Genomic DNA, 26,124 nt, shown 5'->3' with positions numbered 1-26,124 from the left:
CAGTTTATTTAAGTGCAAAATTAATGATTTTAATTAGGAGTGTTTTATGAAAGAATATAGGAAAATGAATATTGCGTTTGCATTAATACCTGTGCTTACATTAATAGCCAGCTTGATAGTATGTTTGAGGTATTTGGGCACCGGACCACATATACCGATTGTGTTTTCTGCGGCGGTAGCAGCTGCCGTTGCGATTGCAGCCGGTTTTAAATGGGAAGAAATTGAAAAATACATAATAGAAACTATGGGGAATTCGCTTCAAGCAATTGCGATTCTCCTCGTTGTAGGGATTCTTATAGGCACATGGATACTGGCAGGCGTAGTTCCGTCGATGATATATTATGGATTGCTTATAATATCGCCCAAGGTATTTCTAATTGTAGCTTGTGTTCTGTCTGCAATTGTATCGATTGCTACGGGAAGTTCGTGGGGTACAGTTGGAACAATTGGTATTGCACTAATAGGAATAGGTGAAACCATGGGTATTCCGCTCCCAATGGTAGCGGGAGCAATAATATCGGGAGCTTATTTTGGAGACAAGATGTCTCCCTTGTCGGATACTACCAATCTTGCACCTGCAATGGCAGGATCCGAACTTTTTGAACACATTAAGCATATGGTATACACCGTAGGACCAAGTATTTTGATATCCCTGGTGCTATATGGAATATTGGGAATAAAATACGGCAGCAGCACACTGGACGGATCCAATATTGAAATAATATTAAATGGACTATCCTCCAATTTTGTTATCAATCCAATACTTTTAGTACCACCGGTCATGGTAATTATTATGGTAATAAAGAAGGTTCCGGCTTTACCAGGATTATTTTTAGGAGCATTGCTGGCAGCTGTACTCGCTATGGCGATACAAAAAGCTTCCCTGGATGATGTGGTGAATGTAGCGCATTATGGATTCAGTTCTGATACGGGTATAGCTGTTATTGACAAGTTGTTGAATCGAGGCGGAATGTCGAGTATGTCCTGGACGATATCACTAATACTCGTGGCAATGGCATTTGGAGGCATACTGGAAAAGACAGGAATGTTGCATGTCATGATTGAAAAAATTCTTGCGAGGGCCAATAGCACAGGATCTCTTGTTTTATCAACAGTGCTTACATGTCTTGCGATTAACATCCTTACTGCAAGCCAGTATTTGTCAATTATCATAACAGGCAGCATGTTTAAAGAAAGGTATGCAGAGCAAGGCTTGCATCCCAAAAATCTTTCCAGGGTTCTTGAGGATTCGGGTACTGTGATATCACCGTTAATCCCGTGGAACAATTGTGGTGCCTTCATGGCATCCACTTTGGGAGTTGCGACCTTGGCTTATTTGCCTTATGCGTTCCTGTGTTATATTAATCCTATAATATCGGTTATATATGGATACACTGGATTAACTATAGAAAAGCTAGGTAATGATGAAGTTGAAACGGAGAGTATTTAACGAGTTTAGTTAATTCAAAAATTAAATAAAGCAAAGATAATATAGTATTTAATGATTTGTTCAACTTGTAATGAATTTATGATTATTAGGCAAACCCAAGTATATTATAGCTGTTTAAAGCCTTGAAAAATTGTTTAGAGTCAAGTGTAAAATGTAAAGATGATGAGGCTCTTTACTGACTGTTGATGTAATGAGGCTTTAAAATACTCAAATCGAGGGTGACATTTGTCACCCTCTCCTTTTGTTAAGGCAATCTTTTGTTGTTTATTTCAGGGTTATTAATCCTTAAGATTCTTAAGTTTATAGGCAACCTGATAATATTTTATATTATAACCTTCCTCGGTCAATATTTTGGCGATCCTTCTTGGTCCAAATCCATTTTTATTCAATTCTTCAATCATCTGGTCCATTTTATTGGTTTTGCTTATTAGGTTTGAGACAAATTCAATATTATTGTTATCTGCTTCAGTGTGTTTATCGACAATTTCTTCATCAGCGGGTATTTCTCCCATACCCATATCAGGAATATGATTTACATCTACAATTACATCCACGTAATTCTCTGAAGAAATATAATTGATTAAAGGTACGGCTTCATCTATGCTTGCAAATATTATATCCCTGAATTGTCTTATGTTTCGGGGATAATATCCGTTCAACAGTTTCTTTTTTGCTTCAGGCGTAAATTCAATGGATAAATTGATTTTGTATCTTTTCTTGCTTGAAGCTATGTACCTGTCGGCAAAGTTGTCTATGATGGTTCTTTTTTCAGAGAGCGTTCTTTCTCTCAAAGGAGGCAATGCCAGTATGTTTTGTGCCAGTCTCTGATACAATGCGGGTGTCAACACATCTACAAGGTTTTCTGTTGATGCGCCAATAACAATTACTTCTACAGGTATGTATTTTGTTCCGCCGATACGTTTGATTTTCTTGGATTCCAGGGACTTGAGAAGCAAATCCTGATAATTTTCAAGTCGATGAGTTTCATCGAGAAAAAGAATACCTCCATTGGCTATCTCAAACAGACCTTTCTTATTCTTGGATCCGGTATATGCTCCTTCGGCACTTCCGAATATCTCCATGGCTGCAATATCGGGATTTGTAAACTGAGCGCAATTCACTTCAACGAAAGGTGCATCCTTGCTGATGACGCCTATGCTTTTGGCATAATGGTATATGGCCTCTGCCAGCATGGTTTTTCCGGTACCTGATTCGCCGGTTATGATGCAGTGGCGTGGGCCGCCTAAAGCGCCAACGGTTTTCTTCGCTTTATAGATTGTATTTTTCAGGCTTTGATCCCAACCTATAATTTTTGAAAATATATCATCTCCGATTGTCATATCCAGATCTGATGATTTATCCATTTCGAATTCTTCTGAAAAAGTTGGTATTGATTTGGTTATGGCATGGGCTCCAACAAGCTGGTCGTTTATTAATATGGGGTAGCCCTTTGCCTTGTACTGATTGAGAACATTTGATCCCAATTCGTTTATTTCAATAGCTTTACCGGTAGTTAGAACTTGCACCAAAACACTGTCTTTATATATTTCTTCTATAGGCTTGCCTATCATCATTTCCTTTGTTTGTGAAAACATGCGTGCGTATTGGTTGTTGGCATAAACAAGCATCCCGTTTTGGTCAACTATACTCAGGCCATCGTCAAAGGAGTTGATGATTGACTTTAGCAGTTCTAAATTTTCTAAAATTGCAATATTATTTAGCATTTTTGATACTCCTTGGTAATTGGTAGACTACAGTAATTCAATGGCTTCATCAACACTACAGATTTTAACACCCAAAGTATCCTTCAGCATGCGAAGGCTTTGCTCAAAATCTATTTCAGGAAAAGTGGCAGTAGATTCCCGGGGGACAATCAGTTGATAATCCAGGTTGAAACCGTCTACGCAGGTTTGCCTGCCGGAAATATGAAGATATAATCCTGTAATAATCAATGTATCCACACCCAATTCTCTCAACAATAAATCGAGATTTGTTTTGTAGAATGCACTATAACTTCGCTTGTTTACTACATAGTCACCATCCTGTGGTGCAAGTTCGTCGACGACTTCAGCTTCCTTGGTGCCGGCAATAGCGTGGTCGCCCCATATTTCCAATTCTTTGTCTTCTCCGACGATATGTGTGTCATTGGCATATATAACAGGTACATCTTTCTTTCTTGCTTCCTCTGTCAGGCGAGCAATTGGATTAATGACAGATTTGCTTGTATCACGAGAAACTGCTCCTGTAATAAATTCATTTAAAACATCGATAACGATAACGGCATATTTACTCATTAGACTCTCCTTGAATTACTTTTTATCAATTAACAATATCCATAACTCAATTATAGGCAGAATAAATTAGATAAGTCAATTACTAATACTGATTCTTGCGTTTAACACTGGAATATTTTGTAACAATTTGTTAGTGATAATAACAATTTCTAACAGCGTTTTTGTATACTCAAATTTTTTGTTCACGGAATATTTGCAATTATGTTTGAATTTTTTGATTCGCAGAGGAGGATCTTAATATCATAAAGAACATTTCAAGCATGAAAGTGGACGTTTCAAACTTGAAATGCCGATAAAGGGCTAAAATTGAATTTATAAGGGAAATTAATCGAAAGTATTTCAAACTTGAAATGGACCCTCTGGATTTAAAGGGAAATAGGGCGAAAAAAGGGCGGTTTTTTTGGCATGTAAATTGCATAAGTAGAAATATATATTTATTTAGGAGGAATTATGAAAAAAATAGGTTTCATTGGTTTAGGAGTTATGGGTAAGAATATGGCTTCCAATATCTTATCTGCCGGATATGAGTTGACAGTATACGATGTTATAGAGGCTAATGTGGAAGATATGGTATCCAAGGGGGCCTTGGCAGGTTCTTCACCGGCGGATGTAGCTTCAAAATCTGAAGTTGTATTTACATCCCTTCCGAATTCTGCAATTGTAGAAGCCGTTGTCTTGGGAGAGAATGGTGTTCTAAGTGGTTGTGAAGAAGGAACCATCATAGTGGATTTAAGCAGTATAACGCCAAAATCAATTAGAAAAATACATAAAATATGCAGCGATAAAAATGTTGAGGTAGTGGATGCGCCTGTTAGTGGAGGAGCTGCAGGAGCTGAAAAGGGAACATTAACAATAATGATTGGTGGATCGAAAGAAGTAGTTGAAAAAATCACACATGTCCTTTCATCCATAGGATCGAAAATCAACCATGTAGGAGAAATAGGAGCTGGAGATACTGTTAAGGCCGTCAACAACCTGCTGCTTGGAGCAAACATGGTAGCTGTTGCGGAGGCTCTTGTTCTGGGTAAAAAGGCTGGTCTTCTTGCTGATACCATGTATGACATAATCAGTAAAAGTTCAGGAGGTTCATATGCCTTAAATGCCAAATATGACAACTATATTTCGAAAGGCAATTTCGATCCTGGATTCATGATAGATCTTCAATATAAGGATCTCCAGCTTGCAATAGACACTGCAAAAGACCTTCAGGTTCCTCTTGTGACAGGAAACATGGCGCAACAGATGTTTGAGGCTGCAAGGGCAGAGGGCTTTGGCAAGGAAGACATATCAGCTGTAATCAAGGTCTTTGAAAAATGGGCTGATGTGGAAGTGAGAAGCGAAAAATAATATATAAGGAAGTAAAAAATGTCAATTAAGGAAATGATTGTTGAAAAATCACCGTTGACTTTCGGTGATATTTTGGAAATTGCAGAGAGGAATGATGCGAGAGTCGTTGATGTCATACTGGAAGAAGCCCAGATAATGACAGGTCTTTCAAGAGAAGAGGTTCTCAAGGATGTAATGGTGGAACTGGAGCACAACCTTGAAGCGATACAAAGAGGAATGACTGATGGTGAAAGCCCTATCATGGGTACTGTTGGAGCGGATCTTACTGCAAATGGCATGGCTGAACTTTTCAAGGATGAATTTATCAACAGAGCGTTGATATACACGCTGTCAGCCCAGGTTGGAAACCATGTAATTGGACTTAATCCGTGTGCGGGAACAGGCGATTCATGTCCATATACGGGCTTTGTAAGAGCTATGAAGGATATGGACTATGACTGGAACACAATTGCTGAAACTGCAGCACTTATGCTAAAGGTGGGGTCCTATTTCAGAGTTGGAAAGACTACGACAGGATGCAATATGGAAGGATTTGGAGCTGGAGCTACAGCGGTTGCGGCAGCAGTGGTTTCCCTTAAGAACGGAACTCCAAAAGAAATGGAGAGAGCAATGGTTCTTTCAATATCTCCTACGGTTGCCGTTCCGTGCACTCCAAGGGTAATGGTTCCGGGACTTTGTGCTACGCATATTGGTGGAGCGATAGTTGTAGGAAACCTTAGTGCAGGGCTTGCGCTTAATTCAAATATTGAAGTTAATGTACCCATAGATGTAATGATGGTTATGGCTGCAGAGGTCCATCCTGTATCTGCAAAACAGGTCGTGCCGGTAGTGGTTGACTATCTTCAGCCTTTCTTCAAGACAAAGCCCGAAGTTGAGGCTTTGATAACCGATGAAGTGAAAGAAGCGGAAAAGGAAATAATGGATTCAATGCTTGTGAAGGCTGGCGAAAAGGCGAAGACAATCGCCAAGGGAGTTGCGCCTATAACCAACACTCTAGGAGAGGCTGTCGTTGGTGGAAGCAGCCAGGCTGTAGGATCGCCTACAAACACTGCAAGAATAGCCCATTATCTGGCAAAGGGAAAAGGCAAGATTAAAAAGGTGACCGTTGAACTATATCCTGAACTTTTTGCAAGAAGAGGAATAAACATGCCTGGTGTTGTGATGGGAGCCGTATTTGGAGCATCTACTGCCGATTACAAGATGTATAAGGAAGCTATAGGAATGACACGGTCAAAGGGTATTGAAATTGATGTAGTGAAGGGTACGGAGTATTCAATACAAAAGGTTACCATAGAAACTGATGAAACTACAGTAATGATTGATGCCCTCAACAGAGGCGGCGGAAGACTGGTTCTCAGAGATGCATCTCCATCAAGAGAAGAAGCTGAAAAAATTGCCAATGACCTTGGCATAGTGCTTGTGAATGCATAAAGGAGTTGATTGAAATTAATATTATTGAAAGAATAATAGCGAAACATGCAGGCGTTGATACGGTAACTGTCGGTGAAGAACTGAGCATGGATGTGGATCTTGCCATAGCCCATGACGTTACAGCGCCTATGGCAATAGAACAGTTCAAGAAAATCGGAGTAGAGCATGTATTCGACAAGAAAAAGATAGCACTTGTATCCGATCATAATATTCCTTGTGCCAGTGTGAATTCCAGAGTGCAGCACAAGACACTCCAGTCTTTTGCAGACGATTATGGAGTGCATTATTACGGAAGAAGCGAGGGAGTTATCCATCAGGTTATAAGTGAAGAGAACCTATATAAGAAGGGCGACATAATAGTCGGTGCGGATTCCCATACCTGTACTGCCGGAGCTTACGGAGTGGTGGCGATACCTGTTGGATCCACTGAACTGGCAGCTGTCATGGCTCTTGGAAAGATAGACTTTGAGGTTCCCGTAACAAACCTTATATCAATAGATGGAGAACTAAATCCGGGAGTATATGCAAAGGATATCATCCTCCACGTAATAGGGAAATTCGGAACAAATGGATTTACAGACGAAGCTGTAATATTTTCGGGAAATGTAATACTTGGACTTACAAACGAAGAAAAAATGACTATTTCAAACATGATGATAGAAATGGGAGCAATGATAGGGTTTATCGACCAGGGAGATGAGGAAATTGGAGAAGTTCACAAGACTTACAAGATAGATGCATCTTCCATAGTTCCTTGTGTAGCATGTCCGTCATCACCAGGAAATGTAAAGCCTGTGGCTGAAGTGGCAGGAGTCAGGATCAACCAGGTTGTTCTTGGCAGCTGTACTAATGGAAGATATTCCGACATGAAAATTGCTGCTGACATACTAAAAGACAGAGTTGTTGCACCAGGAGTAAATATGATAGTAGTGCCCGGTTCGAAATCCATAGCACAGAGAATGGATGATGACGGACTGACGAAGATATTCAGGGATGCAGGCGCAATGGTTACAAATCCGGGATGCGGACCTTGCTTTGGAGCACATCAGGGACTCTTGAATTTCGATGATGTGGCTGTTTCATCAACAAACAGAAACTTCCCGGGAAGAATGGGTCACAAGGACGCAAGCATATATCTGGCTTCTCCAAGGATTGCGGCTGAAAGTGCTGTAGAAGGTTGTCTGACAGTTCCGGGAACTGTAGAACCATTGGAGGTGAAGTGATGGAAAAGATAGTAGGAAGAGGATTCCTGTTTGGAGAGAACATAGACACTGACCAGGTGCTTCCGGGTTTTGCCATGTCTTACCCGCCTGAAGAGCTTAAGAAGGTTGCCCTTTGCGGGAGCAGCATACCTGATTTTGCAGAAAGGGTTCAACCTGGTGACATAATATTGGCTGATGACAATTTTGGATGCGGTTCTTCAAGGGAACAGGCACCTTTGGCGCTTAAAAGCACAGGAATGGGAGCCATTATATCAAGCTCCTTTGCAAGAATATTCAGAAAAAATTCCATTAACATCGGGTTGCCCGTGATGGTGACGGATGCGATGGAAATGATAAAAGCGGAATACAAGGAAGGAGATATGCTTGAGCTTGATGTCGAAAATGCGATATTGACCAATTTAAGATCTCAAAATAAATATAAGTTAACAAAGCTTTCACAAACGACTTTTGAAACATTGGAAGCGGGCGGCTTGATAAACAAGGTTAGAATAAAACTAATTAACAGAGGTGAAATCAGTGAGTAAACAAAGACCGAACACGGAAAGAATTATTAGAGAAAATATGGATCGTATTAGAGCATACGAAGATGCATTTGGAGTGAAGATGCCTTGGGCTGATGAAGACGGAGTGGTTCACGACCTTCCTGATGCATACCCAAGGGAGGTTTGCGGAGTAGTAAGAAGCGGTTACAGGATATCTGAACTTGGAAGAAAGGCTGCTGAAACAGGCATACCTGTAATGAATCCTATACTTGGAAGAAATTCGGCGGAAGAGACATGGAACGAGTCTGAAGCAATGCACAAAATGGCTGAAAAGCTTGGAGTTAAATTTTTCCATTTCGTACACTCTGAAGCAACAAGACATATCGATCCCCTGGACGGACTTGAGCTAATAGAACAGTCAAGGGGAAAGGGAGGAATCACTCCTGCCGGAGAAAGAGAATATGTGCAAAAAGGCGGCGGATCTGTTCATCCGATGAGAATCAACGCAACCGGAGACACTACTTACCTGAACGTACTTAATGCACTTGTTGCGGGATTTGACGGTACGGATATAGGTCCTGTAGTTCACGTCCATTTTGGAGGCAGGGGAATCCACGACTTCAGGACGAAGGTTGAAAGCGGATACAAGGCTATACAGATCTGTGCTGAAAACAATATGTTCATACAGTTGGATACCCACAAGCATATCAACAACATCATGGGAACAGACGGAATGGCACTGGCAATGTGCATGCTTTCAGAAGGACTTGCAGTAAAGGCGGGAATGGACCCTGCACTTAGCGGAATTCAAATGAATGTAGCTGGAATAAACCTCATTGCGGACCTTGCCCTTGTTAAGGCATTCAGGGAATCTATTTGGAGCGAGTTCATAATATCGGTACCTGAAACATTCCAGAATCCTCCTGCAGACCTTATTGCAGAGCAGGGACATTTCGCGAGAATGGCTCTAAGCGCAAAGCTTGCAGGAGCGAACTTCTACAGACCTAAGGCTGCAGAGAATGTTGGAATACCAACAGGAGAATCCATGGCCAAGGCAATGTGGGCGTCTCAAAACGTTTTTGAAAATGTACACAAGGTTGAAATAAACGACCCTGCAATTGACAAGAGAAAAGTTGAAATCCAGGAAGAAGCAATGGCAGTTCTTACTGCGGCGCTAAAGCTTGACAAAATGCTCAAGGTTGAGGAAGTAAATGCAGACTTCTGGAACAAGTTTGAAGATACAGAGCTTATAGACCTGATAGTTGAAGCAGGTAGAAGCGGTATCCTTGATACACCAAGATCTGGTGGCTGGGACCTGAAGAGATTCGTTAAGACCCACAGGGATACTGACGGTATCAGAAGATATATTAACGGACACACTCCGCTGGGAGTAGACGAAAAATATATGCCTGTATCCTATTCGGATGTAAAGGTGGAAGAAAGAGCACCAATAATCTACAAGGAAAAAGTGGTTATGGCTACAGTTGGAGCAGATGCACACGTTGTAGGAATTAATATGATAAAGGAAGCCATCGAGCAGGCTGGATACGAAGTTATATTCCTTAGAGGAATGAACCTTCCTGAAACGGTAGCTGAGGTTGCAGCCGAAACAAATGCTTCTGCAATAGGAATAAGCAATCTTCTTGGACTTGGAGTTGATCTTTTCCCAAGAGTTGACAAGCGTCTAAAGGAACTTGGAATCAGAGACAAGGTAGCACTGTTCGCCGGTGGAAGAATTGCTGAAAAGGAAGAAGAGCATGAAATGTTCGAGAAAAAGATTAAGGAAGAAGGAACTGGATTTTTAGGAGTTGATGCATTCTTTGGTCCAGGAACAGACCCCAAGGATACAGTAGACTTATTAAATGAAAAACTTGGAAACAAGTAGGAGGTACTGACATGAAGCAGGACAAGACACGTGTAGTAATAATGAGAGCAGGAACGAGCAAGGGTATATTCATAAATGAAGAAGTTCTTCCAAAGGATGATGCTGAAAGAACAAGCAGAATTCTCAGAATATTTGGAAGCCCTGATATAAGACAGATAGACGGGCTTGGAGGAGCTGAACCCCTTACAAGCAAGATGGCTATTATTGGAAAGTCCACAAGAGAAGATGCCGATGTTAACTATACATTCGGCCAGGTATCATATGTTGCTCCTACAATCGACTATTCAGGAAACTGCGGCAACATTTCTGCAGGGGTAGGACCTTATGCAGTAGACGAGGGACTTGTTGAAGTTACCGAGCCTTACACTACAGTAAGGGTGCACAATACAAATACCGGCAAGATTCTTGTAGAGACAGTGAAGGTGGAAGATGGTATAGCAGTAGTGGATGGAGACTATGCAATAGCAGGAGTTCCTGGAACAGGACAGAAAATTGAAATAGATTTTTCCGATACTGCAGGTTCAAAGACAGGAAAGCTTCTTCCTACTGGAAATCCTGTTGACAAGATGACAATATCAGAAATCGGAGAGATTGAATTTTCACTTGTTGATGCTGCAAATCCGGTTATATTCGTAAGAGCAAAAGATTTGGGACTTACAGGAATAGAAACACCAAGTCAGATAGACAAGGATGAAAGAATACTTGGCATTCTGGAAGAAATCAGAGGAAATGCCGCAATTATTATTGGAGCAGCAAAGGATCTTGATGATGCACTTAAAAATGCACCTGCATTCCCAATGGTTGCATTTGTATCAGAATCACAGGATTATACGGCATTTGGTTCTAACAAAAAAATTGGTGAAGATGCAACAGACTTTGTTTCAAGACTTATGTTTATGCAGGTAATCCACAAGACTTATGCCGGAACAGGTACCATATGTACAGGCGCTGCAGCAAGAATTGAGGGAACACTGGTAAATGAAGCAATGAAAGCAAAGAACAAGGGACAGGAAAGCATATTGAAAATCGGCCATCCATCAGGAACAATCACCATTGATGTAGAGGCACACAAGGATGACAACGGCTGGATACTTGACAAAGCTGCCATAAACAGGACTGCAAGAAGAATAATGGACGGTTTCTGTTACACACCTGCCGGGGAGTAATTAAATGGAAAGGTACGATTTTCATATAATTGATATAGGAAGTACCTATACAAAACAAAGACTGTTCAGAAACAGTGAGTTGGTGGCTACAGTTCAGTCGCCAACCACTGTAAAAAATGTATATTCAGGCATAAAGAACGGACTTGATTTGATGAAGGAAAGTCTTGACGAAGAGAAAATAGAGGCTGAATTCGTGCTGTCTTCAAGCAGTGCTGCAGGAGGTCTAAGAATGGTTGCCATTGGTTACATGATGAGGGTTACTGCAAAGGCGGCAAAGGAAGTGGCAATGAATTCAGGGTCCAAGATACTTGAAATCCTGTCAAATGAGGATCCTGCTGATTTTCGGGTTCAGGTTTTAAAGGAAATAAGCCCTGACATAATACTTCTTGCCGGAGGAACCGATGGCGGAGATGAAAAATCAATAATTGAAAATGCCGAACTGATTGTTCAAAGTGAAACAAATGCGGTAGTTGTCATAGCGGGTAATCTCAATGCACAGAGGAAAGTAGCCAAAATTCTCAAGGCTGGAAACATCAATCACATCAGAGTACCCAATATCATGCCTACAATACACGAGTTGCGGGTGAAGGAAGCAAGAGAAGCAATTCATATGGAATTCATCAAGGAGATTACCAAGGCTGAAGGACTTAATGCTCTGCAGCAGGTAATAACCAATGATAAGATCATTCCAACGCCTGGAGCGGTCCTCATGGCAGCAGAGCTTCTTGCCAAGGGAACCTACAAGACCGAAGGAATAGGAGAACTTGTAATAGTCGACCTTGGCGGGGCCACTACGGACATACATTCTGTGATTCCCCAGATGGAAGAGCTTGATGCAGAGGAAAGAGGCCTTGTAGTAACAAATGAGAAGCAGATGTCTTACAGGACCGTTGAAGGAAATCTTGGATTGAGGATAAGCGCCGTAGGAATTATAGATGCAGTTGATTCAAGGATAATACTTGAAAAAAGAAATCTTAATACTGCAGAAATGGTTCATGAGTTTGAAGAGTATTGTGAAATGGTTGAGGAAAATCCGTCTCATCTGGCATCAAATGAAAGAGAAGAGCTTTTCGATACTCTCCTTGCAGAGACTGCAGTGGAAGTTGCCTTGAAAAGGCATGCAGGAAGATATGCATCGGAAGCGGACGCCTTCAAAGGATATAATACCGGAATGCCTATTGGAAGAGACTTGAGAAATGTAGATCTTGTCATAGGTGTCGGCGGTATATTTTCACATAATGATGAAGAGAAAAGCAAGGCTATCATAAGAGAAGCCTTGAAAGATAGAAACATGTCGTTGCTTCCTAAAAATCCAAAAATCATCATCGACAAGGATTATCTGCTTTTTGCAGCAGGAAATATAATGGAGCAGGACAAGGATTATGCCATGGAAGTCTTGAAAAGGAAATTTTTGGCAGAAAAATAATAAATTATTCGGGAGATTAAAATGAATGCAAGAGTTGAATTGAAGAAAATGTTGGAAGCAAAGGAAATTTTGGTAGCGCCGGGAGCTCATGATGTGCTCACGGCAAGAGTTATAGAACAGGCGGGATTCAAAGCTGTTTATATGACAGGATATGGACAGGCTGCAAGTGCGCTTGGAAAGCCTGATGTAGGTCTTTTGACCCTTACAGAAATGGTTGACAGGGCTGCGAAATTTGTAAGTGCAGTAGATGTTCCTGTAATTGCAGATGCGGATACTGGATTTGGAAATGCACTAAGCGTAATGAGAACTGTAGAACTTTATGAGAAGGCAGGAGTGGCTGCCATACAGCTTGAAGATCAGGTGGCACCTAAGAGATGCGGGCACATGCTTGGAAGACAAGTTGTCCCTATGGAAGAAATGGTTGGAAAAATTGAAGCTGCCAGAGAAGCTAGAACAGATGAAAATATGCTTATTATTGCAAGAACAGATGCAAGAACAAATCACGGTTTCGAAGAAGCGCTTAAAAGAGTTAAAGCCTACGAAGCTGCAGGGGCGGACATAATTTTCCTTGAGTCACTGGAAGCTGAAGAAGAAATGGAGATCCTGAACAAGGAAATAAAAGCACCAACTTTGGCAAATATGGTTGAAGGTGGAAGAACTCCTTTATTCACAAATGCAAAATTGCAAGACCTTGGTTACAACCTTGTAATCTGGCCTACAGCATCGACATATGTCACTGCATTCATGATGCAGAAGCTTATGAAGGAATTGATGGAAAAGGATACAACTGAAGGAATGATGAATGAGATGATTGAATTCCCTGATTTCAACAAGCTTATAGGACTTGAAGAATATAACGCGATGGGAAAGAAATTTATTAAGTAGGAAATTTTTGGCATCCTTGATTGTTCACCGAATAAATGAAATGATCATCCTGCCCGATATTGCAAATAGACTGCAGAACAGTGAATGGCAGTATTGAGTCGGGATATGAAAATGACAGGATTAAAATATGATGGGATGCTGGATTTTTTAAAATATATTTGGAGGTTTTTATGTCAGTATTAATTATTAAAAATATTGGAACAATGGTCTCGGGAGATATCAAGAATCCAATATTGGATGCAAATACAGTAGTAGTAGAGAATGGTGTGATTAAGGAAGTAGGTGGAGTGGAGATTGAGAAAAAATATACTGCCGAAAGTGTTATTGATGCAAACGGTACCACACTTATTCCCGGTATAATAGACACTCATGTACACCCTGTTTTGGGAGATTTTTCACCTAGACAAAGTATTGTCGGATTCATGGAAAGCTCGGTACACGGTGGAATAACAACCTTCATATCTGCGGGTGAGCCCCATACTCCAGGAAGACCAAAGGACAGAGCAGGTACAAAGGCTCTGGCAGTATTGGGAAAGAAAAGCTCAATGAATTTCAAGCCAGGTGGAGCAAAGTTCCATGGAGGTTCACTCATTCTTGAGCAGGGACTCATAGAGGAAGATTTTAAGGAGCTTGCGGCTGAAGGTGTTGATGTAGTTGGTGAAGTCGGTCTTGGTACAGTAAAGAAGCCTGAAGATGCAGCGCCTATGGTCAAATGGGCCAAGGAAAATGGAATGACAGTAATGATGCATACAGGTGGAACAAGCATTCCAGGCAGCAGTTCAATATCAGCCAATGACGTAATTGCTACTGATCCTGATGTTGTTTCGCATATAAACGGCGGACCTACTTCAATACCTGTAGAGGAAGTAGACAAGTTGATAGATGAAACCGAACTGAGCCTTGAGGTTATCCAGTGCGGAAACTTTAGAATACTTAAACATGTTGCGGAGAGGCTTGCAGAGAAAGGCCAATTAAACAGGATTCTTATGGGAACTGATGCCCCTTCCGGCACAGGAGTTATACCTCTAAGTCAGATAAGAACCATGTCATACCTTGCATCATGCTGTGAAGGTGTTTCGGCTGCAGAAGCAATCTGCATAGGAACTGGAAACAATGCTGACAAGTTCAAGCTGAACAGAGGAAAAATTGAAGCGGGAAGAGAAGCTGACTTTGTAATAATGGATGCACCTATGGGTTCTGCCGGAAAAGATGCTTTGGAGGCACTGGAAGTAGGAGACCTTCCGGGTATTGCATTTGTTATTGTTGATGGAAATGTTGTAGTCAAGAAAAGCAAAAATACACCACCGGCAACCAGACAGCCGTCAATAGTTTAATTTAGGAGCAAGCAAATGATAAATATTGATTTGGAAAAATGCATAGGGTGCAAGCTTTGTGAAAAAAATTGTCCCCTGGATGCTATTAAAGTAACAGACAAAAAAGCTGCAACAAATGATGCATGCGTAAGCTGTGGAATCTGTTCAAGGGTATGCCCTGTAGATGCAATAGAAAAAACTGTTGGAGAAAAGGACAGTGCAAATGAAACATGCACTCACTGTCCTGTAAGGTGCTCAATACCTGTAGGGCAGACAGGTGCCTGTAAAAGATACACAAACAACAATGGAACACTTGAAAGAAACAGAAAGCTTGTAGTTGAGGCAATAACAAATGAACCGGCAATAAGAAACCTTCCATACAAGCCCTTGATAACTGCTGTTGGAGGAGGAACAAACTATCCGTGCTGCAGACCGGCTCCGTACATAGTACAGGAGAAGGTGGAAGGCGTAGACGTTGTGACTGTCGTTACTGAAGCACCCCTTAGCTATAGTGGCGTAAAGGTCAAGCTTGACACAAACCTCCATATCGGTGAAGAAGGAGCAAAGGTAAAAAGAGATGGAAAGCTTGTTGGTATGGTTACTACCGAGGAATATGGTTCAAAGATGCTTACAATCGGTGGTGCAAACCTTCTAAGCAACGGTAATGACGGGTTCATAGTTGCAAAGACGATTGTAGACCTTGCAAACGGCAGAAGAGTGACTCTTAAGGTTGATCAGGGAAGTAAACTTGAAATTCAGCAAGGTCACGCTCCTATAATCGACGGACAGGAAGAGAAGCTTATGAGAGTTGGTTGCGGAAGTGCTACCATAGGTATGTTTGCCAAGAGATTTTCTGAAGTCGTTGATGAAGCTGTAATACTTGACTATCATGTTATAGGACTTTTGTCTGAGCATATGGCTGGAGCAGACGTTGGAATGAAGTACAGCGGAGTTGTTCCATTTGGAACAAAGTCTACAGTTGGAAGATACTTTGGTGTACACGGCCACGGCTGGGGTGGTACTGAAGTTATGAATCCAAGAGATGCCATAGTTTCTGTGGATATGAACCTTGCAAAAGAAGGTATGAAAATATTGGTAACGGAAACCACCGGACAAAAGGCTGCCCTTTTTGCTGTAAAAGCTGACGGTTCTGTTGAGTCCGTTGACATGACTCAGGAAGTAATGGATGCTGTCAATCTTATAAAGGAAACCTGTGAAGTGTCGAAGACTTCGGTAATCTACACTGGAGGAACAGGAGGAAGTGCAAGAGCTGGAGCTGTTAACTTCCCCAAAAAGCTTTCTGATGCGGTCCACAATGAAGAGATAAATATGACTGTAGCTGGTGCGCCTGCGTTCATACTGCCTGGTGGAGGAATCAACTTCATGGTTGATGTATCGAAAATGGTTGAGGAATCTACAACTTGGGTACCGACGCCTGCGACAGTTGCACCAGTTGAATATACAATGACAAGAGAGAAGTATGAAGAGCTTGGCGGACATGTTGCCAGCATAAGAAGCAAAAAAGAAGTAATGAAAGAACTGGGACTTTAGAATTATGCTTCAGATCCTTGATGAAAGCAGGACCTTTCTAGACTATGGTCCCATCCAGATGGTTATTGATATAAGGACCAATGGCAAGGGACAGGTGAAAATCGCCGAAAAAGTTGCACAGGACCTGATTGAACAATTCAATAGAATGCTGGTATATATGAAAATAATAAAATCCCATGAAAGCTATAGAGTAATGGGTGAATATCCGCTTGTATTGAACAAGATGATATCTGCAGTAAATCTATTAGGGGACAGTTCTTTCAGCCCCCTGGCAGCAGTGGCAGGTTCCTTTTCCGAATATGCCCTTGAACGGGCATTGAAGTATGGAGGAGAAAGAGTCATAGTTAACAATGGAGGAGACATTGCACTCAAAGACTTGACAGGCAAGTCATTCATTGTTGGAATTCCGATTGAAGACCTTACTCAGGGACTCAGGATTGAAATAACTCCAGAAATGAAGATTGAAGGAATATGTACAAGCGGTCTGGGAGGAAGAAGCTTCACTAAAGGAATAGCCACAAAGGCAGTAGCCCTTGGACAAAAGGCTTCGGTTGCTGATGTGTGTGCAACTTATCTTGGAAATATGACCAATGTGGATGACCCCAATATCATAAGGGTGCCGGCTGAAGAGATTGATGAAGGAACAGATATACCGGGGCATTTGATAACTGTAAAAGTAGGCAAAATTGATAGACAAAAGAAACTTATGGCGTTGCTTAATGGATTTGAAGCTGCAGAAGGATTGGTTGAAAATTCTATAATCACAGGTGCTGCAATAGTGCTTGAAAAGGATATATTGACAATCCCTGAAGGGATTGCAGTAATAAAATAAAACTACAGGAGAGTACAAAATGGATGTTAAAGATATTAAAATCAGAAAATTTTATACAAATGTTGAGGAAATAAACAGCGACGGTGGAAAAGAAATAGAAGGAAATCAGCATAAGAGAGTTGCAATATGCGCTGTAATAGAGAATCCATTTGCTGGAAAATATGTTGACGATTTGGAATTCCTTTCAGATTGGGGAGCATACATAGCTCCAATCATGGTGGAAAAGGGACTTGCCGCTGCAGGACTTAAGCCTGAAGAAGTAGAGTCATACGGTAAAGGTGCAATAGTAGGTGCAAACGGTGAACTGGAGCATGCTGCCGCAATTATGCATCCAAAACTTGGAAAGCCTTTCAGACAGGCAATTGTAAGAGGTCTTGCTCTTATTCCTTCAAACAAGAAAGTAGGAACAATGGGCACGTCTTTAGACATCGGATTAAACCATAAGGATGCAGCGTTCATCCGTACTCATTTCGATTCAATGGAAATAAGAATTCCCGATGCTCCAATGGCTAATGAAATAGTACTGGGTCTTGTAATCACAAACTGCGGAAGACCTCATCCAAGAGTTGGCGGACTTACAATAGAAACTGCTAAATTCGAAGACGGTTTGAGATAATCAATCAACGATGGACCTGTTCTGAAAATTTACCGGAACAGGTTTTATCTAACATATGGCATTGCAGAATTGAAAGCTTGCATTTCAGAAACGAAATCATCCGAATCTGCAGAAATAAATATCGGTAAATAATTGAGATGATATTGATAAATATGAGGGGAGAATAAAAGATGGAGAATTTTAAGAGAGTTTTTGGAAATAAAGATTTAGGAAGAGCAATAGATGTTGGAACAAGAAGAGGAGAATTTCTCTTCAGGATGAAGGAATATGCCGGATCTTATGAAAAACTTATAGGAATTGATATAAATGTTGATGAATTGAACAATTTGAAATCAAAGGAAGAACACAATATTAAGTTTCAGTTCATGAATGCATACAATCTGGAATACCCTGACAGGTATTTCGATGCAGTATCAATTTCAAATACCTTGCATCACTTGAATGATATGGGAAGTGTACTGCAGGAAATGAAAAGGGTGTTGAAGGTAGGAGGATATTTTATAATCAACGAGATGTTTCATGATTGTTGTGACAATTCAAGGAATACCCATGGAATGCTCCATATCCTTGAGAGCGAAATAGATACTGAACTGGGAAAGATACACAACAGAACATTTGAAAGGGAAGAGATAATAAGGGTGGCATCAAGTCTTGGATTGAATTCCTTGGAGATAACTGAATACAATGAGACATTGGAGTATGACATGAAAATCGAGAAAAAGCTTGGGAGGTTGGATGACATGCTCTTGAAGGCAGTGAATTCAGATAAATACGAATATTTCTGTCAGAGTGCAGAACGCATAAGGTGCAATTATAATAATTACGGTATTAAGAGGTGCACTCAGCTGCTGGTAATAGGTAAAAAATAATTTGTTATTGTTGTGCAGATAAGAGGTGAATATGAATTCTGATATAAAAAATGACAAAACACTGGAGATTCTTTTGGAATCCATGAGTATTATTTCAAAAGTGACGATGGGTTTTGTAACTGTAACGGACAAAGATGGATATAGAATAAAGACTGTGGATTCTGAAGGGAAAGAAATTGTAGAATTGAGAGGAGTATTCTACAGGCTGGCCTGTGAGGCAGCATTTGAGAATAAGCCCAAATACGGCATGTCACAGATTGAAAACGGTGTTGAAGCATGGAGTATTCCTGTTGGCGAATATGTATTATGTGCCAGCAACTACGAAAGGGTAAAAACATACAGGGAATTAAAAAACTCTCTTACGGAGTCCTTGCCGGTTATTGCAAAGGTTGTTGGTGGAGAAGCTGTATTGTTTGACAAAGGGGGTACCAGAATTGCTTCCTTCGATTCTGATGGTAATGAGAGCAAGGCATATCTGGGTAATGTTTCTGAAGCTGCAAAAGAAGCCATGACCAGCCAAATGCCAGTCATAGGGGATTCGAATTATATTATGGGTGCTTCGGCAGTCAGGATACCGATTAATAAGGAATTCGGTTTTGGATTCAATAATGACGATACTATGAAAAAAAATCAGAAGCTTTTAAGTGAAGTCAAGAAACATCAAAATGCGAAATACAATTTCGAAGACATAATTGGTGAATCAATGGAGATGAGAAGAGCAAAGGAAGTTGCAAAACTTTCTGCCAAATCGATCTCCAGCGTTCTTATAATAGGGGAGACGGGCACGGGTAAGGAACTTTTCGCCCAGTCCATTCATAATGAAAGCAATAGGAAAGACCAGCCCTTTGTAGCAATAAACTGTGCTGCAATACCGCCCAATCTTATGGAAAGCAGTTTTTTTGGGTATGAAAAAGGATCATTTACAGGAGCGGTAAAGGAAGGACAGCAGGGTGTTTTTGAGCAGGCAAACGGAGGAACCTTGTTTCTTGATGAAATAAGCGAAATGCAGATTGACTTGCAGAGCAAATTGTTGAGAGTTCTTCAGGAGAGAGAAGTGAAGAGGATAGGAGGAAAAACCAACATTCCTCTTGATATAAGGATCATAGCAGCAACAAACAAGGACATGGATAAGCTGATAAAGGAAAACAAGTTCAGGTTGGATTTGTATTACAGACTTAATGTTATTGATATACCGATTCAACCGCTGAGAAGAATTAAAGATGACATTCCTCTCATAGTAAGGAACCAGATAAGAAGGATGAATCAATCTTTTGGTAAGTTTATACAGGGAATAGATGATGAAGCCCTTGAACTGCTGGTTAATTACAAGTGGCCGGGAAATGTCAGGGAACTTGTTAATGTTATAGAAAAGGCGTTCAATATGAGCGGCAACAGCAGGTATATAACAAAAGAGCATTTGCCAAGCAGATTTCATAGTATAAATATAAGCTTGAGCAGTGATCGCACCAGTCTGTGCGAGATTATGCAGGAATATGAAAAAAGGGTGATTACGGATATACTTGCAAAAAACAATGGTTCCAAAATAAAGACGGCTGAAAAGCTGAATATAAGTACTACAACTTTGTGGAGAAGGATAAAGGAGCTTGGCATTTCAGAAAATGAATATATAAGGGAATAATATAATAGGCATTTCAGTATTGAAAAACGGGGGTTACAATATTGAAATGCCTTTTTTGCTTGTTTGGGCTGTGTTTTAGCCATTTAATATGCATGTTTCAATTTTGAAATGAATTTGTTGAATTCAGGAGCTTGAAATGCCTGAAATCACAACAAAAAACATGGCATGCAAATTGCATATATATAAGTGGTATGACAATGGTACTGGAAATATGTTTGGTTATGAATGAATGTGTTTGAAAATGTTAGAAAACGTTCGATAATGCAATAGTAATAGGAGGAAATATGAAAGGTTTTAATTATTTTAATCCAGTAAGCATGGATGAAGCACTTAAGCTGATTGAAGCAAAAGATGAGTCGACTTATTTAATAGCCGGTGGAACAGATTTAGTGTTGGAGTTGAATGAGAAAAAAATCCATCCTGAGAGAGTAATAAATCTTAAAGGCATCAAAGAGTTGAGTTTCATTAGAGAAGATGATGGATTTATTAGAATAGGTGCAGGAACGACATTTACAGAGATTTCAAACAGTGAACTGTTACAGGAATGTGCAGTTGCTTTTGTGCAGGCCTGCAGCAAGGTTGGTTCTACCCAGATAAGGAACCTGGGTACTGTCGGAGGAAATGTGGTTACAGGATCTGCCTGTGCCGATTCGGTGTCTGCTCTTACAGCTTTCGATGCAGTTGCTGTTTTGAAAAGCAGCAGGGGAAGCAGAGAAGTACTTGTAGCTGATTTCTTTACACCTAGAGAAATTGAAGACAATTGTGCAGGTTGTAAAAAGAGTATAGCAGGCATTGAAAAAGACGAAATACTTTTTGAAGTCTATTTCAAAAAAGGTGGAAACAGGGAGTTTTCCGCTTTCAGAAAGCTTGGAAAAAGAAGGGCGCTTGCAAAATCAATTATGACTGTAGGCATGGTTGTCAAACTTGGGGAAGATGAAGTGGTTGAAAGATGCAGTCTTGCTCTGGGCGCTGTCGGAAGCCATCCATACAGGGTTGAAAGCGCTGAAAATATACTTGTTGGTAAAAAACTTGATAATAAGACTATTGAAAGCTGCCTTGAAGAAGTATCGGATATAGTGGTTCAAAATATTGGATCTAGAGCGTCTTGTCCTTTTAAGAAGGAGAGCGTGAAGGGGATTGTAAGAGAAGTAATTACATCTATTAAGACTCAAAGCATTCAGTAATTATTTTAATCCTAAACAGGAGGAATGAAAATGGAAAAGATAAATATAAGTTTTATTTTAAATGGAGAAAATGTAACTGTAGAAACATACTCCAATAAAAGGCTGGTAGACCTTTTAAGGATCGATCTGGGCATGACAAGCGTCAAGGAAGGATGCAGTGAAGGTGAATGCGGTGCATGTACAGTAATACTTGATGATGAAGCTGTGACAAGTTGTACCGTACTGGCACCACAGGTAGAAGGTAGAAAGGTTACAACAATTGAAGGACTTAGTGTAAATGGAGAACTTGACAGACTCCAGGAAACATTTATGGAAAAGGGTGCAGTACAGTGCGGATACTGTACACCTGGAATGATTTTGTCTGCAAAGGCTCTTTTGATGAATAACCCAAACCCTTCAAAAGAAGAAATAAAGACTGCAGTTGAAGGGAATCTGTGTAGATGCACCGGTTATACGAAAATTATAGAAGCTGTGGAAGCGGCTATAGAATAAATGGGAGATGATAGATCATGAGTGTTGAAAAAAAAGAATCGACTGAAATGAAAAATAATGTTGCTGAACACCTTGATGAAAAATTCAATGTTGTCGGTAAAAGTGTAAGAAGGAAAGATGCACTGGACAAGGTTCTTGGAAAAACTAAATATGTAGGAGACTTGAATCTTCCAGGTATGCTTTATGGTGGAGTAAAGAGAAGTGAGTTGGCAAGTGCGAAGGTTGTGAGTATAAACACTGATAAGGCAAAGACTCTTCCGGGAGTGGCAGCAGTCCTCACTTACGAGGATATTCCAGGTAAAAATCTCATTGGAATCATAAACAAGGATGAACCCATTCTTGTAGAAGACAAGGTAAGAAGGTATGGAGATGCCCTTGCGGTGGTGGCAGCTGAAAGCGAAGAAATACTTGAAAAGGCTCTTGGACTTATAGAGGTTGAACTTGAAGAAATAGAGGGCGTATTCACAATAGAGGATGCTTTGAGAGAAGACAGTCCGAAAGTTCACGGCGAGACAAACATCCTTTCTCAAAAGACCATGAAAAGAGGAGACGTTGAGGAGGCATTCAAGAAGTGTGATGTAATTGTTGAAAACAGCTACTATACTCCATCCATAAATCATGTCTTCATAGAGACTGAAGCTACAATAGCGAAATTTGAAGAAGGAATACTTACGTTCTGGAGTTCTACACAGAATCCTCACTATGACAGAGGTGAAGTGGCAGTAATGCTTGGACTTCCTCTTAACAGAGTAAGGAGCATCCAGGGCAATACTGGAGGGGGATTCGGCGGAAAGCTTGATATTTCAACACAGTGTCATGCTGCCCTTCTGGCCTACTATACTGAGAAGCCTGTGAAAATGATCAGGAAAAGACAGGAGTCGATGCAGGTATCCTCAAAGAGGCATCCTCATTATATGACATTCAAGACTGGAGCTACGAAAGACGGAAAGATACTGGCAATGGAAGCGGAACTGAAGCAGGATACTGGAGCTTATGGATCTTACGGACTGGCTGTAATAACCAGAGCTATGGTTCACGCACAGGGACCCTATGAAGTGCCAAATATTAAAATCACTTCAACCATGGTGTATACCAACAATCCTATGTGTGGAGCGATGAGAGGATTTGGAGTTCCCCAAGTTGCCGTTGCACATGAGACGCAGATAGACATGCTGGCTGAACAACTTGGTATCGACCCTATAGACATGAGGTTCAAGAATTGTTTCAAGGTTGGAGCAAGAACAGGAACAGGACAGTTGTTAACAAACAGTGTTGGCATCAGGGATACTATCATTGCCGCCAGAGAAAAGGCAAGAGAAGAGATAGACACAATTGATGCGGAAGAAGCAGCTAGTTAGAAGGAGGAGACAATATGATAAAAAAAGGCACAGGTGTGGGATGCATGTGGTATGGAATAGGTAATACCGGATTGCCAAATCCTGCAGCAGCATTTGTAGAAGTTCACGCAGATGGTTCGGTCACTGTACTGGCAGGAGTTGCAGATATCGGACAGGGATCGGATACGGTAATGGCTCAAATTACTGCAGAAACGCTGGGAGTAACATTTGACAAGGTAGTTGTAAGATCCGCTGATTCAGGAGTAACTCCTGAGGGTGGAGCGACTTCAGCCAGCAGACAGACTTATATTTCAGGGAATGCATGTCATTTTGCAGCGCTTGAAGCAAGAGACAATATTATAAAGGTGGCAGCCGAGCTTCTTAACTGCAGCGAAAAAGATATAATATTAAAAGACAATAAAGCTTCAGTAAAAGGTGATGAAGAAAAATCAATTGCTTATACAGACATAATGATGGGACTAAAGGCAAGAGGACTTCTTGCACTGGGAAAAGGTCAATACAATCCCAGTACAATCGCTCTTGATGGAGATATGCAGGGAACACCTTACGAGACTTATGCATATGCAACACAAATTGCCGAAGTTGAAGTCAATACTGAAACAGGCGAAGTAAAGGTAGTTAATATTGTATGTGCTCATGACGTAGGGCAGGCAATAAACAAAAGAAATATAGAAGGACAGATTGAAGGTGGAGTGGCAATGGGAATAGGATTTGCCCTCACAGAGAAGGTTGACATTAAAGACGGAATTGTAAAAAATGCCGACCTGAACAATTATATTATCCAGACTACTCAGGATATGCCGGAAATACATTCCATAGTAGTTGAAGATCCTTCATCGACAGGTCCGTATGGTGCCAAAGGAGTTGGAGAACCGGCTCTTGTCCCGGTAGCGCCAGCAATACTTAACGCAATTTATGATGCCGTGGGAGTAAGAATAACACATCTTCCTGCAACTGCAGATGTTGTGTTGAAAGCAATCAAGGAAAAAGAAGGAAAGTAACACAGAAAACCGAGTAAAACCGGCCCTCATCCCGGTTTAATTACTGGACCATTGATTCATAGTATGGACTTGATGGTCCAGTGGGAGTAAAAATAACACATCTTCCTGCAATTGCAGATGTTGTGTTGAAAGCAATCAGGGAAAAAGAAGGAAAGTAACACAGAAAACCGAGTAAAACCGGCCCTCATCCCGGTTTAACTACTGGACCATTGATCATGGTATGGACTTGATGGTGCAGTGATATAATAAAATAAATTTATTGGAGGAACAGATTTGAGTAATGCAGATGTAAACAACAATGTGAAAAAAGAGAGTTTTTTGAAGAGAAAGAATATTGAGATTTCTGTAAAGAGATACCTTATTGACACTTTGAGCTTCATGGCTCTCGGATTATTCGGAACACTGATAATCGGTAGTATCTTAAACGTAATCGGTGGAAAGCTTGGAATCAAGTTGCTGACGGAAACAATTTGGCCTATTGCGAGAGCTATGACGGGACCTGGAATAGGTGTTGCAGTAGCCTATGGACTCCAGGCACCACCCCTTGTAATGTTTGCTTCAACAATGACTGGAGCGGCTGGAGCAGCACTTGGTGGACCTGTAGGTGCACTTTTGGCAGGATTGGTTGGTGCTGAGTTTGGTAAACTTGTCTCCAAAGAGACAAAGGTAGATATTATTGTGACTCCGGCAGTTACAATTATTGTAGGTGTACTTGTAGGAACTCTTGCAGGACCTGGAATCAATGCATTCATGACTGGTTTCGGTAACCTCATAAATGCAGCTACGGAGCTGCAGCCGGTACCTATGGGTATATTGGTTTCGGTACTTATGGGTATAGCACTTACACTTCCAATCAGTAGTGCAGCAATTGGTATCATGCTTGGTTTAAGCGGACTTGCAGCTGGTGCTTCTGCGGCAGGCTGTGCAGCCCAAATGGTGGTGTTTGCGGTAATCAGCTATGAAGTGAACGGAGTTGGAGGATTGATTTCCCAAGGACTTGGAACTTCAATGCTTCAGGTGCCCAATATAGTGAAAAACTGGAAGGTTTGGATACCTGCAATTCTTACATCAGCAATAACCGGACCGTTGGCAACAACAGTGTTTAAGATGGAAAACACTTCAATTGGTTCAGGTATGGGAACATCAGGACTAGTTGGACAGTTCGGTGCAGTAGAAGCTATGGAAGCTGCAGGCAATGGCGGAGCCGGTATGTATATGGCAATCCTTGTTGTACACTTCGTGCTTCCTGTAGTAATCGGACTTGGAACGTATAAGGCAATGAAGAAAATGAACTTAATAAAACCGGAAGATTTAAAACTGGATATATAAGTTGAATTTTTTCATTCCAGAATAAATCTGTTAAGTTGTAAACTAATATATGCCACCTTTATGGTGGCATGTATTTTTGAACTTATATTTGAATTAGAGTACTCTATTGAATTAATTGATATATGAAAAACAAATCATGTATTCTGTATTTAACAATTTAAATACGACATAGTTTAATGCCTCAATAAATTATTAAATAGAAAATACGGATTGAATTATGATTCGTACCATATAACCCGAATTAAACTGAAATATAAAAACAGAAACAAGGAAGGAGAAACAACATGTGTGAAAACTGCAACGTAGCAGAAATGGAAAAGAAGTTCAAGGATGAAAACGTGGACCTGAACT

General features: G+C 40.8%; 23 protein-coding genes. 21 read left to right on the top strand and 2 right to left on the bottom strand.

Features of this window, described 5'->3' with window-relative positions:
• The first annotated feature begins 46 nt into the window (after positions 1-46).
• Together nhaC and BUB05_RS18980 are read left to right on the top strand one after the other, a co-directional pair.
• Complete coding sequence (gene nhaC / locus BUB05_RS00125; protein WP_073045324.1) at positions 47-1,450, top strand: Na+/H+ antiporter NhaC; 1,404 nt, start codon at positions 47-49, stop codon at positions 1,448-1,450.
• A 51-nt stretch (positions 1,451-1,501) separates the two neighbouring features.
• A complete protein-coding gene (locus BUB05_RS18980; RefSeq protein WP_139257915.1) occupies positions 1,502-1,576 on the top strand; it encodes a hypothetical protein in 75 nt (24 codons plus the stop codon).
• 152 nt (positions 1,577-1,728) lie between these two features.
• Here the strand turns inward: BUB05_RS18980 and BUB05_RS00120 are convergent, their stop codons facing one another.
• Together BUB05_RS00120 and BUB05_RS00115 are read right to left on the bottom strand one after the other, a co-directional pair.
• Complete coding sequence (locus BUB05_RS00120) at positions 1,729-3,174, bottom strand: sigma 54-interacting transcriptional regulator (protein ID WP_073045322.1); 1,446 nt, start codon at positions 3,172-3,174, stop codon at positions 1,729-1,731.
• Between the two features lie 27 nt (positions 3,175-3,201).
• Positions 3,202-3,744, bottom strand: coding sequence for a cysteine hydrolase family protein (locus BUB05_RS00115; protein ID WP_073045319.1), 543 nt, complete (start codon positions 3,742-3,744; stop codon positions 3,202-3,204).
• A gap of 450 nt (positions 3,745-4,194) precedes the next feature.
• Between BUB05_RS00115 and BUB05_RS00110 the strand changes: the two genes are divergently transcribed.
• The 19 genes from BUB05_RS00110 to BUB05_RS00020 all read left to right on the top strand — a co-directional run bounded on the left by BUB05_RS00110 (position 4,195) and on the right by BUB05_RS00020 (position 25,773).
• On the top strand, positions 4,195-5,091 hold the full coding sequence (locus tag BUB05_RS00110) for an NAD(P)-dependent oxidoreductase (RefSeq protein ID WP_073045316.1): 897 nt from the start codon (positions 4,195-4,197) through the stop codon (positions 5,089-5,091).
• 18 nt (positions 5,092-5,109) lie between these two features.
• Positions 5,110-6,522 carry a serine dehydratase gene (locus BUB05_RS00105; RefSeq protein ID WP_073045313.1) on the top strand — a complete coding sequence of 471 codons (1,413 nt, stop codon included), beginning with the start codon at positions 5,110-5,112 and terminating at the stop codon, positions 6,520-6,522.
• Positions 6,523-6,527: 5 nt separating this feature from the next.
• Positions 6,528-7,745 (top strand): 3-isopropylmalate dehydratase large subunit, encoded by a 1,218-nt coding sequence (locus tag BUB05_RS00100; RefSeq protein WP_245819690.1) that lies wholly within the window; start codon positions 6,528-6,530, stop codon positions 7,743-7,745.
• A complete protein-coding gene (locus BUB05_RS00095; RefSeq protein ID WP_073045309.1) occupies positions 7,745-8,269 on the top strand; it encodes a LeuD/DmdB family oxidoreductase small subunit in 525 nt (174 codons plus the stop codon). Before BUB05_RS00100 ends, BUB05_RS00095 begins: the two co-directional genes overlap by 1 nt.
• On the top strand, positions 8,262-10,112 hold the full coding sequence (locus BUB05_RS00090) for a cobalamin-dependent protein (protein WP_073045306.1): 1,851 nt from the start codon (positions 8,262-8,264) through the stop codon (positions 10,110-10,112). Before BUB05_RS00095 ends, BUB05_RS00090 begins: the two co-directional genes overlap by 8 nt.
• 11 nt (positions 10,113-10,123) lie before the next feature.
• Entirely contained in the window at positions 10,124-11,278 is a 1,155-nt protein-coding gene (locus tag BUB05_RS00085) for a 2-methylaconitate cis-trans isomerase PrpF family protein (RefSeq protein WP_073045303.1), read from the top strand.
• Positions 11,279-11,282: 4 nt separating this feature from the next.
• Positions 11,283-12,704 (top strand): glutamate mutase L, encoded by a 1,422-nt coding sequence (locus tag BUB05_RS00080; RefSeq protein ID WP_073045301.1) that lies wholly within the window; start codon positions 11,283-11,285, stop codon positions 12,702-12,704.
• Positions 12,705-12,725: 21 nt separating this feature from the next.
• Complete coding sequence (locus BUB05_RS00075; RefSeq protein ID WP_073045298.1) at positions 12,726-13,589, top strand: isocitrate lyase/PEP mutase family protein; 864 nt, start codon at positions 12,726-12,728, stop codon at positions 13,587-13,589.
• Positions 13,590-13,759: 170 nt separating this feature from the next.
• Positions 13,760-14,923, top strand: coding sequence for an amidohydrolase family protein (locus tag BUB05_RS00070; RefSeq protein ID WP_073045295.1), 1,164 nt, complete (start codon positions 13,760-13,762; stop codon positions 14,921-14,923).
• Between the two features lie 15 nt (positions 14,924-14,938).
• Positions 14,939-16,453 (top strand): DUF362 domain-containing protein, encoded by a 1,515-nt coding sequence (locus tag BUB05_RS00065; RefSeq protein ID WP_073045292.1) that lies wholly within the window; start codon positions 14,939-14,941, stop codon positions 16,451-16,453.
• Between the two features lie 4 nt (positions 16,454-16,457).
• Positions 16,458-17,285 carry a UPF0280 family protein gene (locus BUB05_RS00060; RefSeq protein WP_073045289.1) on the top strand — a complete coding sequence of 276 codons (828 nt, stop codon included), beginning with the start codon at positions 16,458-16,460 and terminating at the stop codon, positions 17,283-17,285.
• A gap of 19 nt (positions 17,286-17,304) precedes the next feature.
• A complete protein-coding gene (locus tag BUB05_RS00055; protein ID WP_073045285.1) occupies positions 17,305-17,901 on the top strand; it encodes an amino acid synthesis family protein in 597 nt (198 codons plus the stop codon).
• Between the two features lie 170 nt (positions 17,902-18,071).
• A complete protein-coding gene (locus BUB05_RS00050; protein WP_073045282.1) occupies positions 18,072-18,770 on the top strand; it encodes a class I SAM-dependent methyltransferase in 699 nt (232 codons plus the stop codon).
• Positions 18,771-18,801: 31 nt separating this feature from the next.
• Positions 18,802-20,409, top strand: coding sequence for a sigma-54 interaction domain-containing protein (locus BUB05_RS00045; protein WP_073045278.1), 1,608 nt, complete (start codon positions 18,802-18,804; stop codon positions 20,407-20,409).
• A gap of 284 nt (positions 20,410-20,693) precedes the next feature.
• On the top strand, positions 20,694-21,593 hold the full coding sequence (locus BUB05_RS00040; RefSeq protein WP_073045276.1) for an FAD binding domain-containing protein: 900 nt from the start codon (positions 20,694-20,696) through the stop codon (positions 21,591-21,593).
• 30 nt (positions 21,594-21,623) lie between these two features.
• Entirely contained in the window at positions 21,624-22,085 is a 462-nt protein-coding gene (locus tag BUB05_RS00035; RefSeq protein WP_073045274.1) for a (2Fe-2S)-binding protein, read from the top strand.
• 17 nt (positions 22,086-22,102) lie between these two features.
• On the top strand, positions 22,103-23,443 hold the full coding sequence (locus tag BUB05_RS18910; RefSeq protein WP_281257981.1) for a xanthine dehydrogenase family protein molybdopterin-binding subunit: 1,341 nt from the start codon (positions 22,103-22,105) through the stop codon (positions 23,441-23,443).
• Positions 23,444-23,457: 14 nt separating this feature from the next.
• Positions 23,458-24,444 (top strand): xanthine dehydrogenase family protein molybdopterin-binding subunit, encoded by a 987-nt coding sequence (locus BUB05_RS18905; RefSeq protein WP_073045271.1) that lies wholly within the window; start codon positions 23,458-23,460, stop codon positions 24,442-24,444.
• A gap of 273 nt (positions 24,445-24,717) precedes the next feature.
• On the top strand, positions 24,718-25,773 hold the full coding sequence (locus tag BUB05_RS00020; RefSeq protein WP_245819688.1) for a PTS sugar transporter subunit IIC: 1,056 nt from the start codon (positions 24,718-24,720) through the stop codon (positions 25,771-25,773).
• The last annotated feature ends 351 nt before the right edge of the window (positions 25,774-26,124 follow it).

This window comes from Dethiosulfatibacter aminovorans DSM 17477 (genome assembly GCF_900142005.1).
GTDB lineage: Bacteria > Bacillota > Clostridia > Tissierellales > Dethiosulfatibacteraceae > Dethiosulfatibacter > Dethiosulfatibacter aminovorans.
This window is presented reverse-complemented; position numbering and strand designations above follow the sequence as displayed.

Coding starts and splice junctions, on each gene's coding strand:
- BUB05_RS00070 (WP_073045295.1), top strand. CDS start 13,760: ATGTCAGTATTAATTATTAAAAATATTGGAACAATGGTCTCGGGAGAT.
- BUB05_RS00120 (WP_073045322.1), bottom strand. CDS start 3,174: ATGCTAAATAATATTGCAATTTTAGAAAATTTAGAACTGCTAAAGTCA.
- BUB05_RS00065 (WP_073045292.1), top strand. CDS start 14,939: ATGATAAATATTGATTTGGAAAAATGCATAGGGTGCAAGCTTTGTGAA.
- BUB05_RS00080 (WP_073045301.1), top strand. CDS start 11,283: ATGGAAAGGTACGATTTTCATATAATTGATATAGGAAGTACCTATACA.
- BUB05_RS00075 (WP_073045298.1), top strand. CDS start 12,726: ATGAATGCAAGAGTTGAATTGAAGAAAATGTTGGAAGCAAAGGAAATT.
- BUB05_RS00115 (WP_073045319.1), bottom strand. CDS start 3,744: ATGAGTAAATATGCCGTTATCGTTATCGATGTTTTAAATGAATTTATT.
- BUB05_RS00095 (WP_073045309.1), top strand. CDS start 7,745: ATGGAAAAGATAGTAGGAAGAGGATTCCTGTTTGGAGAGAACATAGAC.
- BUB05_RS00085 (WP_073045303.1), top strand. CDS start 10,124: ATGAAGCAGGACAAGACACGTGTAGTAATAATGAGAGCAGGAACGAGC.
- BUB05_RS00050 (WP_073045282.1), top strand. CDS start 18,072: ATGGAGAATTTTAAGAGAGTTTTTGGAAATAAAGATTTAGGAAGAGCA.
- BUB05_RS00110 (WP_073045316.1), top strand. CDS start 4,195: ATGAAAAAAATAGGTTTCATTGGTTTAGGAGTTATGGGTAAGAATATG.
- BUB05_RS00060 (WP_073045289.1), top strand. CDS start 16,458: ATGCTTCAGATCCTTGATGAAAGCAGGACCTTTCTAGACTATGGTCCC.
- BUB05_RS00055 (WP_073045285.1), top strand. CDS start 17,305: ATGGATGTTAAAGATATTAAAATCAGAAAATTTTATACAAATGTTGAG.
- nhaC (WP_073045324.1), top strand. CDS start 47: ATGAAAGAATATAGGAAAATGAATATTGCGTTTGCATTAATACCTGTG.
- BUB05_RS18910 (WP_281257981.1), top strand. CDS start 22,103: ATGAGTGTTGAAAAAAAAGAATCGACTGAAATGAAAAATAATGTTGCT.
- BUB05_RS00045 (WP_073045278.1), top strand. CDS start 18,802: ATGAATTCTGATATAAAAAATGACAAAACACTGGAGATTCTTTTGGAA.
- BUB05_RS00035 (WP_073045274.1), top strand. CDS start 21,624: ATGGAAAAGATAAATATAAGTTTTATTTTAAATGGAGAAAATGTAACT.
- BUB05_RS00105 (WP_073045313.1), top strand. CDS start 5,110: ATGTCAATTAAGGAAATGATTGTTGAAAAATCACCGTTGACTTTCGGT.
- BUB05_RS18905 (WP_073045271.1), top strand. CDS start 23,458: ATGATAAAAAAAGGCACAGGTGTGGGATGCATGTGGTATGGAATAGGT.
- BUB05_RS00040 (WP_073045276.1), top strand. CDS start 20,694: ATGAAAGGTTTTAATTATTTTAATCCAGTAAGCATGGATGAAGCACTT.